We start from the raw sequence: 9,645 nt of genomic DNA, 5'->3' as shown, positions 1-9,645 counted from the left end.
GCCAGGTCACCGGTGACGTTGAGGGAGGTACGGCACATGTCGAGGAAGGTGTTGACGCCGATGATGATGCCGATGCCGGCAGGATCAATTCCGATGATGCCGCAGATCATCGCGATCACCGGCAGCGAACCCGACGGAATACCGGCGGTGCCGATACCCCCGAGAATGCACAGCACCAGCACCATCAACTGCTGGGTCAGTGGCAGGTGCAGGCCATACACCTGCGCCAAAAACAGCACGGTGATGCCTTCGAACAAGGCGGTGCCATGGTGGTTGGCAGATGCGCCCACGGTCAGCACGAAGCGGCTGACTTTGCGCGGCAGCTTGAGGTTGTCTTCGGCCACCCGCAGGGTCACCGGCAAGGTGGCGGTGGACGATGCGGTAGCAAACGCGGTGAGGGTGGCTTCCTGGGTTTCACGGAAAAACACCCGTGGCGACATCCCGCCCATCAGTTTGACCCACAGCGGGATCACCACAAAGCCGTGGATGGCCAGCGCCAGCAGCACGGTCACCACAAACCAGATCAGGCTGCGAATGACATCAAAGCCCAACTGGAAGGTCAGGTTGAACATGAAGCAAGCCACCGCATACGGGGCCAAGCGAATGAACAACCCAATCAGGTGCATGCTGATTTCGAACAGGCCGTGCAGCGCGCCCTTGAAGGCATGCGTGCCGGGCGTGGGCTTCATCACCAAGCCGATACCAATCATCAGCGCAAAAAAGACGATGCCGAGTTTTTGTTTGTCGTCGGCCATCGCGCCCACGATGTTGTGCGGCACGATGTTGACCAGCAGGTCCATCAGGCGCAGCTCGTTGCCCTTGCTGACAATTTCGCCGGCCTTCAGCACATTGCCGCTCATGGTTTTTTGCACCAGCGCCGGATCCATGTGCAGACCCGGTTGCAGCAAATTGACGCAGAGCAGGCCAATCCCCACCGCCGCGGCCGTCACCACAGCGGTGTAGATCAACGTCTTCCAACCCAACCGGCCCAATGCAGCGATATCGCCCAATTCGGCCACACCCAGCACCAGCGCCGAAAAAATCAGCGGCACTACCAGCATGAACAACAAATTGAGAAAGATTTGCCCGAACGGTTTGGTGACGTAGTCAATCAGCCCGTGGATCCACTGCGCATCCAACGCCAGCGCGTGCCCCGCCAGACCCAACGCGGTGCCCAGCACGAAACCAATCAGCACTTTGTAATGCAGCGGCATGCCCTTGGCAGGCGTGGAAGGCGCGGTGACTGTGGTGTGCATGCGGGACTCGAATGACAAAATCAATGCCGCAGCTTAACAAAGGTTTGGCGCTATTCCGGATAGAGCGGCGGCAGGAGGGATTTGGCTTGCTGGCTCGTCCTGCGCCAGTGTGCACCCGCAGAAAAAGCCTTCCGCAGCGCTTGCAACGCCGCCCCCGCATCCCCGCCGCCCCAACGCGCCTGCTGCAGCTGCCGCACTGCGCTGACTTGCACAGGGTCTGCCAACTTCGTACAAACACCCTCAAGAGCATCGGTGGCCAACCCTGCCTGCTGCACCAACGCTTGCCCGATGTCCTGCAACACGCCATCGCGCAATGCCTGTTGCAGCGAAGCCACTGGCCGAGATGCCACCGGGACATCGGCGTGTGCGGCAGACCTTGCGCGGTGTCTGCGATAACCGGCCATCCCCCCCCATCCTGTGCTGACAATCAATATCAACAGCAGCAAAAGCCAAGCGTTGCGCGGCGAGATCCACGCATCCTGCATCCGGGCGGCAGGCGCAGACTGTTGCGGGAGCGTGGACTGCACGGCTTCCACCGGCGCTACGGATTGCGGACGCGTTGCCGAAGCCACTCCAGCGGCCACTTGCAACGACAACGGCGGCAGTTCGGCGATCCGCGCAGTGTGTTGCTCGGCATCCCACCAAGCCACTTTCGGCCCTGCCAACACCACTGCACCGGCTTGATTGGGGACCAGTGAAAACTTGCGGTGCAACGTCGTGCGCGGCCTGCCGTTGAAAAGCTGATCCTCCACCTGCGGTGGATCAGCAAATACCGAAACCGCCGCCGTTGCCGGAATCTCGATGGTGGGCATTTGCGCAGCGGTAGCACCATCGGCGACAGCTTCAATCTGCACCGTGGTTGCCTGGCCCACTCGTGCGCTGGCCGGCTGATTGAGATAACGCAACGTCAGTGCGTGCAATGGCAGCCATGGCTGCGCGGCATTGACCGGAATGGGTTGTACCTGCAAGGTTTGCCCGGAAGACGCAGCCGATAACGGATGACGTGCCTCATCAAACAGTTGATCGACGAAGCCGCCACCCGCCAAACCATTGAAACGCGCACCCGACAAGCGCAACGGGCCGCTACGTTCGGGGATCAATAAGTAGTGGCGCTCCACCACGTGATAGCGGCGCCCGCCAATGTCACGCTCATAGGTAGCGTCCTCCCCCACTTGCTGCAGGCCGGCCGTGTCTGGGGTATCCAAATCCAATTGCCCAGACAGCAACGGCACCGCGTAATTCAAGCGCACGGTCACCCCTACCGCCTGCTGCACATAAGGCTGGCTGGCATCCACCTGGGTTTCCACAAATACATCACTATGCGCGCTGGCCTGTTGCACCGAGGGCGGCTGCACCAGCAATCGCAACGGTGCAGTCACCGCGTTGCCCACACGCAGTGCAGGCAGCGTCAATACCCCCGGGCCGCGCGGACGTAACCCAATCGAAAACACGGTCGTTGCACTGGCGCGACCGTTCACCAAGGCATAGCTTCGACGCACGCTTTGCCCGCCAATCTCGAACTGGCGTTGCAGTGGTGCATAGTCGATCTGCTGCACCCCTTGGTCGGTCTCGATGGTCAGTACAACGGTTTCACCAAAGGAAATGGTGGTGCGATCCAGTACCGCCCGCGTCTGCGCGAAGGCCGACGTCGCCCACAGCAACATCAGCAGCAACATACCCAGGCACGCACGCTTCATGGCCCGTCACCACGCCGACGCCGGGCTTCCAATTGGAAGCGTGCGCGCAGCAGTGCACCGGGGTCGTCCGGCACGCGCTGCAACGTCGCTTGGTCTGCCAGCCGCTGCTCACGCTGTGCAGAGGTTTCTGGTGGCTGGCCGACCCGCAGCTTGCGGGGCAGCTTGGCAGCGGCATCCCGCTGCGGGTTCTGCGTATCGCGCAACGCTTGCTGCATGCGCTGTTGCTGCGCGGTATTGGCTTGCTGCTGCGCTTGTGCATCCTGCGGTTGTGGTGATCGCTGTGTATTGGATTGATGCCTCGATGGAGCATTCTGCTGCGAAGCGTTTTGCTGCGAAGCATTCTGCCGGGACCCATCCTGCTTAGGTGACTGCGGTTGGCCCTGCGCTACATTTTGATTCTGCGCTTGCTGCTGTTGCGTATTACCTTGTTGGCTGTCTTGTGGCTTGTTTTGCGAATTGGCTTGCTGCGCACCTTGCGAGCGCGGCGACTGCTTGCCGTCCTGTGATCGACTTTTCTGTTGTTGCTGCTCACGTTTGGCCTGCTCCACAACGCGCTTGTTGAACTGCGCATCGGCCATGTATGGTTGTTGTTGCAACGCGCGGTTGTAAGCGGCAATGGCGTCGTCATACCGCCCGGCGCGGGCCAGTGCATTGCCCAGGTTGTATTGCGCATCGGCGCTGGGTAACGTCGATAGCGTGGCAATCGCTTGTGCGTAGTCGTTTTTGTCATAAGCGGCGATACCTTGCAGCATCCGCGCATGGGCCATCTGATCGGCGCGCTGCCACAGTGATCCTTTTCCCAGCACGTCGGTTTGCGCGTATGCGGGCGTGGATAGCAGCGGCAAATACACGCCGCACGCCAGTAGCAGCACGAGAATGCCACCACGACGAAACAAAGGCAGACACAACAGCAACACGATCGGCAACAACCAGTAACCATCATCCCGCCAACTGGCAACCGTGCTGCCCTGTGCCGTTGCCAGCGCCTTGCCGGTCGCTGTTAATACGCCCAAGCTGCGCAGATCGGCATCATCCGTAGTCAATCGCACATACTCGCCGCCACCTCGGCTGGCCAAGGCGCGCAAGGAGTCGGCATCCAGACGCGCACGCTGCAAACCGTTGCCTGATTGGAACACGCCGCCTTGCGCACTGCCCAAGCCCAATACGGACACCCGATAGCCGGCTGTTCGCGCCAGCGACGCAGCGTTGAGGTCGTCGGGTCTGGCGTGATCGGTGAGCAATAAAATATCGCCGCGACTGAAGCCGGCTTGCTGCAGGAGTTGCTGCGACCAGCGGATGGCTCGATCCGGCCGCTGCCCATCCTCCGGCATCACATCCGGTGATAGCGCATCCAGAAACAGGGCAAGGTTCGCGGCATCTGATGTCAGCGGTGCAACGGTGTAGGCATCCTCGGCAAACACGACCAAGGCCACCTGGCCGCCCGCGCGCGCGCGCAACAAATTCGCGATTTTGGTGCGTGCCTGCGCCAGCCGATTCGGCGGCAAATCTGTCGCCATGCTGGCGCTGGAAAGATCCAGCGCAATCACCAAAGGCATGCGTGCCTGCCACAACGGCCGCACGTCCTTGCGCAGGCTGGGCCCCGCCAGTGCCAGCATCGCCAGCACCAGCGCACATACCCCCCAGCGGCCATGCCACGCATTTTTCGATGACGGGTGATCTGCTTCCAACAGGTGCGGCAACAAATGCGCATCCACAGCATCGCGCCACACATTGTTTTGCCGCATGCGTGATCGTTGCCACCATAGCAAGGCCGGTACGCACAACAGCACCAGCAACCACCACGGCCGCAGGAAATGTAGCTGCGCCAGTGTGCTGAGCCATCCACTCATGCTGTCCGCCTTGGCCACAACACTGCCAGCAAACCAAGCACCAGAGCCGCACTCAACGGAGCCGGATAGCGTTCGATCAAGGGCCGCACAGCTTGGCCTTGCCGCTGCACCGGCTCGAGCTTGTCGATTTCCTGGTAGATACCGACCAACTGTCCGGTATCGCGGGCACGAAAGAACTTGCCACCAGTCACCTTGGCGATACGTGCCAAGCCTGCTTCATCTACGTCATCACCGCCCCCAAGCGGCAACTGAAACCCCAGTAGCGACACCGCAGCACCATCACCGCCAAAGGCAATGGCATGGATCCGTACACCTGCCTGTTTTGCGATCTGCGCCGCTTTTTGCGGATCCAATGTCCCGGCAGTATTGACGCCGTCGGTAAGTAAAATCAGCACTTTTTCTGGATTCGGTTGTTGTTGCAAACGCTTGGTGGCAAGCGCAATGGCATCGCCCATTGCAGTGGATCTTCCCGCCAAGCCCACCACCATTGTCTGTAGTTGCTGACGCACACTGGCGCGATCTTGCGTCAGCGGGGTGAGTGCAAACGCACGATCTCCGAACACGATCAGGCCGATGCGGTCACCGTCGCGTCGATCCAGAAAATCCGACACCACGGCCTTGATCGCCGTCAGCCGATCCACGGCACGCCCGCCCAGCGCCATGTCCTCCTCGCCCATGCTGCCCGACAGATCGACCGCCAACATCATCTCGCGCCCGGCCTGTGGCGGTGCCACCGCTGGGCCCAATTGCTGTGGCCTTGCGACGGCCACACACACAAGGCACCACGCCAGCCAAGCCAGCCATGGAAACTTGTGCGGGCTGACTAGACCGCGGTTGCCCGCAGCCACCTGCTGCAACCTGTTTGCCCACGGCACCTGCAATGCCGGCTGCTGATCCCCGATGATCGGCGGCAACAAGCGCACCAGCCATGGCAACAGGCACAACAGCAAACACCACGGCCATGCAAATCCGTCAAAGGCAAGCCAGGCTGGTAACAGACTCATATGCCACGCATCCACAGCACATAGCGCTGCCGCGCATGTTGGCGCAAGGCATCCACGGCGTGCACCTCAACTTGCGGCCGAAATGCACCCTCCAATAACGTGGCGCCGATGTCTGAAGTACCTTGATTTGATGTAAATACCGGGTGCGGCAAGCCAGCATCGAGAAATTGCAGCCAAGCAAGCCCCGCCAATCGATCCGCCAACGGATCAACACTGCGCGCTGCGCGCCGCAGTAATTCCGACATCGCGGCCACCTGTGCCGCCGGTGTGATCGCCTGCGCTAATGCATGATCGAAATAATGCATTAGCGCGTTAGTGCGTTTCCGCTTTCCATGCAGCCAGCAGACGACTCCACCCGCCAGTAACACCACCACCAGCAGCACCAGCCACCAACCCGGTGCCGGTGGCCACCACGCGGGTGAAAGCCCAGGATGCATCGCCTTGAGTGGCAGTGCTGGCAGCGCGGGAACCGAGGCCGGCGTCATCGCCGCTGCCCCGCAGGTGCGCGCTGCAGCAGCGACAACCAGACATCACTCGCATCCTCGCTGGACACTCGCATCACACGGGCACCCTGCGCTTGCAACTTGGCGACTGTCTGCTCAACGGGGTCTGCAAATACATGTTTCCAACGCTGCCGAACAGCGGCACTGTCCAAATCCAGCGCAATACGCGCAGCATTGCGAGTGCGAAACGGCAATCGTGCAACCGGTGGCCGGCATTCCAACGGATCGGTCAACACCACCACCAGCAATTCATGATGTTGCGCCAAGGCAGGCCATAGTGCGTCGGGAACGGATGGCAGGCTGGCAGGATCGGCCAACACCAGCAATCGCGAGCCAGGCCGCAGCAAGCGCTGCGCCTGCTTCAGTGCCTGCACCAAGCCGAGATCATCCGTTGGCGGATGGGCATACCAGCGCACCAATGCATCCAACACCCGCAGCGCTCCACGTGAACCAGAGGCTGGTGCAACGGGAGCCTCTTTTGAAGTGCCGCGCAAAGCAGCAATACGATCACCGTCTGCAGCCGCCAACCATGCTGCCAGCGCACCCGCACGGGCGGCCTGCACCGATTTGAAGCGCACGCGTGTACCGAAATACAGCGCCGGCGCGGTATCGGCCACCAGTAAAGTCAGCCGTTCTCGCTCGGCTTGATACAGCTTGGTATGCGGCTTTCCACTACGTGCGGTCAGCCGCCAATCGATATGCCGGGCGTCGTCACCCATCGCATATTCCCGCGACTCGGCGTACTCCATCCCGCGCCCACGAAGATTTGATTGCGCGTGGCCCTGCACACCTGAACTTCCGCGCCGCGCCACCCGCCGCCCCGCAACCTGCGTGCGCAGGGCGATGAGCTCGGCGAGTGTCGGAATGATGCCTTCATGCATAACGATGCCAACTCACGGCAACGGCACCAGCCGCACTAGCTCGTTCACCAAGCGCTCGCCATCCCAACCCTCGGCGGTTGCCTCGAAACTAGGCAGCACACGATGGCGCAAGACATCGACCGCAACCGCACGCACATCCTCGGGTGTCACAAAATCACGCCCGGCCAGCCATGCACGGGCACGCGCACAGCGCTCGAGTGCAATCGACCCACGTGGACTGGCACCCCACGCAATACGTCTTGCCAAGCCAGCGTCATACCGCGCAGGATCACGCGAAGCCAACACCAGCTCGATCAGGTAACGCTCCAATGTCGGCGCCATGTGCAGATCAAGCACCGCCCGACGTGCGGCAAACACATCTCCCTGTGAAATACGAACCGTAGTACGCGGTTGTGGCTGCATCGCTTCGCGTGCGCGCTCGCGTGCCAAGCGCAGGATTTCGGTTTCCGCTTCCACCTGCGGGTAGCCGATACGCACGTGCATCAGGAAGCGATCCAACTGCGCCTCGGGTAATGGAAACGTACCCTCTTGCTCAATTGGATTTTGCGTTGCCATCACCATGAACAACGCTGGCAACGGATAAGTTTGCCTACCCACTGTGACCTGGCGCTCGCCCATCGCCTCCAGCAAGGCAGACTGTACCTTGGCTGGTGCGCGGTTGATCTCATCCGCGAGCAGAATTGAATGAAAAATCGGGCCTGACTGGAACTCGAATTGCCCCTGCTGCGGTCGCCACACTTCGGTTCCGGTCAGGTCAGCAGGTAGCAAATCGGGGGTAAATTGCACGCGCGCAAAGTCAGCATCCAAGCGTGCCGCCAAGGCCCGCACTGCACTGGTCTTAGCCAAGCCGGGTGCGCCCTCCACCAATAGATGGCCGTCGGCCAGCAAGGCAATCATCAAGCGCTCGATCAGCATGGCCTGCCCGACGATTTCTCCGGCCAGTTCCTCGCCAAGCCGACGAAAGGTGTGGTGCAAATGACTGCTAACGGTTGCCTGACTCTCCATCGTCACTCCTGATTGCTCTGCAGCGGGTTCGACCACGACACGCCAAAATGGTTCGCTCACCGGTTTGCGGTGGCCCGAAACGACAACGGGAGCCTTGCGGCTCCCGTTGCACAACTGGGGCGATTGCCCGCAATCAACGCTGACTGACGCGCATCACCTTCGGGGTCACGAACACCAGCAATTCAGCCTTGCTCTTGCTGCGATTCTTGTTACGGAACAGATTCCCGAGCACCGGGATATCGCCCAAGAAAGGCACCTTGGACAGCTCGGTGGTGTCACTGAACTCATACACCCCGCCGATCACCACGGTTTGGCCATCTTCCACCAGCACCGCCGTATTCACTTCGCGCTTGGCAATCTGAGGCACTGAACCGAAGCTGCCCAAGCTGACCATGCCATCCAGCTCATCTTTCTTCACTCCCATATTCAGGAACACGCGACCATCATTGGTGATGGTGGGCGTGACCTTCAATTCCAGCAGTGCTTCCTTGAATTGTACCGTTGGCACATTGCCACCCTGACCACCAGATACAGTCAGGTAGCCGATTTCCTTGCCTTGGCGGATCACCGCTTCCTTCTGGTTGCTGGTCACGATACGCGGGTTGGAAATGACTTCACCACGGCCTTGAGTCTGAATTGCGGACAGCTCGACGTCCAATAAATACCCGGCATTGAGAATAGACAAGGCCAATGAGCCCGGACTTGTCCCACTAAGCACAGCCGGCAAATTGGTCATCAAGCCACGGGTAATAGTGTTGGTCAGGAACTTGGCAGTCTCCAGCGTAGGCTGTGTCGGTGGGGTTGGTGCTGCCGTAGTGGGATCACCCTTTGCTTGCCATGCTGCCAAATTATTCTGGTACGCCTTTGTATCCGACTGATACTGGTTCAATATCTTGCTATTTGCAGCATTGACACGTGCAATTTCATTGCGATTTGCCAGATCGGTACTGACAATTGATTGATTATTCGTGGTGTTTGTTTCCAAATTCCCACTGAAATAGGCATTATCACGATTGCCACTGATACCAAATCGCGCACCCAGCTCGCGCGCCACATTTTCGTTGGCGATCACGATGCGGGCTTCAATCACTACCTGATCAACCGGCTTGTCGAGTTCCTGCACCAACTTCTTGATGGCATCTACTTTCTTTGCGATATCCACGACCAGCAACGTATTGGTCCGCTTGTCGTAACTCAAGCTGCCACGGCTGGACAAGAAACCACGATCTTGTGAATTTTGCCCACCTTGACTACCGCCACCACCACCGCCGCCACCGCCGCCTTGGTTGCCCTTGCTCTCTTCGGTCAGCAATTTGGCGATATCTTCCGCGCTGGCATAATTCACCGGGATGTATTCGGTCACTTTTTCCGAACGCTCTTCCAGGTTGATGCGCGCATCTTCCTTGGCCTGTTCGAAATCGGCGATTTCCTTCTGCGGGGCCACCCACA

At 60.0% G+C, this 9,645-nt stretch carries 8 protein-coding genes; all 8 read right to left on the bottom strand.

What is annotated here, in order from left to right; genetic code table 11:
* The coding region (locus tag QWB57_RS01025; RefSeq protein WP_288967955.1) for a dicarboxylate/amino acid:cation symporter at nucleotides 1-1,256 on the bottom strand (1,256 nt) is incomplete at its 3' end.
* A gap of 50 nt (nucleotides 1,257-1,306) precedes the next feature.
* Nucleotides 1,307-2,953: a BatD family protein gene (locus QWB57_RS01020; protein ID WP_288967953.1), complete on the bottom strand. Its 1,647-nt coding sequence runs from the start codon at nucleotides 2,951-2,953 to the stop codon at nucleotides 1,307-1,309.
* Nucleotides 2,950-4,803 (bottom strand): VWA domain-containing protein, encoded by a 1,854-nt coding sequence (locus QWB57_RS01015; RefSeq protein ID WP_223629181.1) that lies wholly within the window; start codon nucleotides 4,801-4,803, stop codon nucleotides 2,950-2,952. The genes QWB57_RS01020 and QWB57_RS01015 overlap by 4 nt, the downstream gene beginning before the upstream one ends.
* The gene (locus tag QWB57_RS01010; RefSeq protein WP_223629180.1) at nucleotides 4,800-5,807 is read right to left on the bottom strand and encodes a VWA domain-containing protein; all 1,008 of its coding nucleotides are present in this window, start codon (nucleotides 5,805-5,807) and stop codon (nucleotides 4,800-4,802) included. Before QWB57_RS01010 ends, QWB57_RS01015 begins: the two co-directional genes overlap by 4 nt.
* Nucleotides 5,804-6,292: a DUF4381 domain-containing protein gene (locus QWB57_RS01005; RefSeq protein WP_223629179.1), complete on the bottom strand. Its 489-nt coding sequence runs from the start codon at nucleotides 6,290-6,292 to the stop codon at nucleotides 5,804-5,806. Before QWB57_RS01005 ends, QWB57_RS01010 begins: the two co-directional genes overlap by 4 nt.
* Nucleotides 6,289-7,191, bottom strand: a complete 903-nt coding sequence (locus QWB57_RS01000) for a DUF58 domain-containing protein (protein WP_223629178.1) — start codon at nucleotides 7,189-7,191, stop codon at nucleotides 6,289-6,291. The genes QWB57_RS01005 and QWB57_RS01000 overlap by 4 nt, the downstream gene beginning before the upstream one ends.
* A gap of 12 nt (nucleotides 7,192-7,203) precedes the next feature.
* Entirely contained in the window at nucleotides 7,204-8,196 is a 993-nt protein-coding gene (locus QWB57_RS00995; RefSeq protein WP_288967950.1) for a MoxR family ATPase, read from the bottom strand.
* 133 nt (nucleotides 8,197-8,329) lie between these two features.
* The coding region (gene pilQ / locus QWB57_RS00990) for a type IV pilus secretin PilQ (RefSeq protein ID WP_288967948.1) at nucleotides 8,330-9,645 on the bottom strand (1,316 nt) is incomplete at its 5' end.

The organism is uncultured Thermomonas sp. (assembly GCF_937872235.1).
GTDB lineage: Bacteria > Pseudomonadota > Gammaproteobacteria > Xanthomonadales > Xanthomonadaceae > Thermomonas > Thermomonas beijingensis.
This window is presented reverse-complemented; position numbering and strand designations above follow the sequence as displayed.

Excerpts from the sequence above, each read along its gene's own strand:
- QWB57_RS01000 (WP_223629178.1), bottom strand. The coding sequence starts at position 7,191 with ATGCATGAAGGCATCATTCCGACACTCGCCGAGCTCATCGCCCTGCGC.
- QWB57_RS00995 (WP_288967950.1), bottom strand. The coding sequence starts at position 8,196 with ATGGAGAGTCAGGCAACCGTTAGCAGTCATTTGCACCACACCTTTCGT.
- QWB57_RS01005 (WP_223629179.1), bottom strand. The coding sequence starts at position 6,292 with ATGACGCCGGCCTCGGTTCCCGCGCTGCCAGCACTGCCACTCAAGGCG.
- QWB57_RS01010 (WP_223629180.1), bottom strand. The coding sequence starts at position 5,807 with ATGAGTCTGTTACCAGCCTGGCTTGCCTTTGACGGATTTGCATGGCCG.
- QWB57_RS01020 (WP_288967953.1), bottom strand. The coding sequence starts at position 2,953 with ATGAAGCGTGCGTGCCTGGGTATGTTGCTGCTGATGTTGCTGTGGGCG.
- QWB57_RS01015 (WP_223629181.1), bottom strand. The coding sequence starts at position 4,803 with ATGAGTGGATGGCTCAGCACACTGGCGCAGCTACATTTCCTGCGGCCG.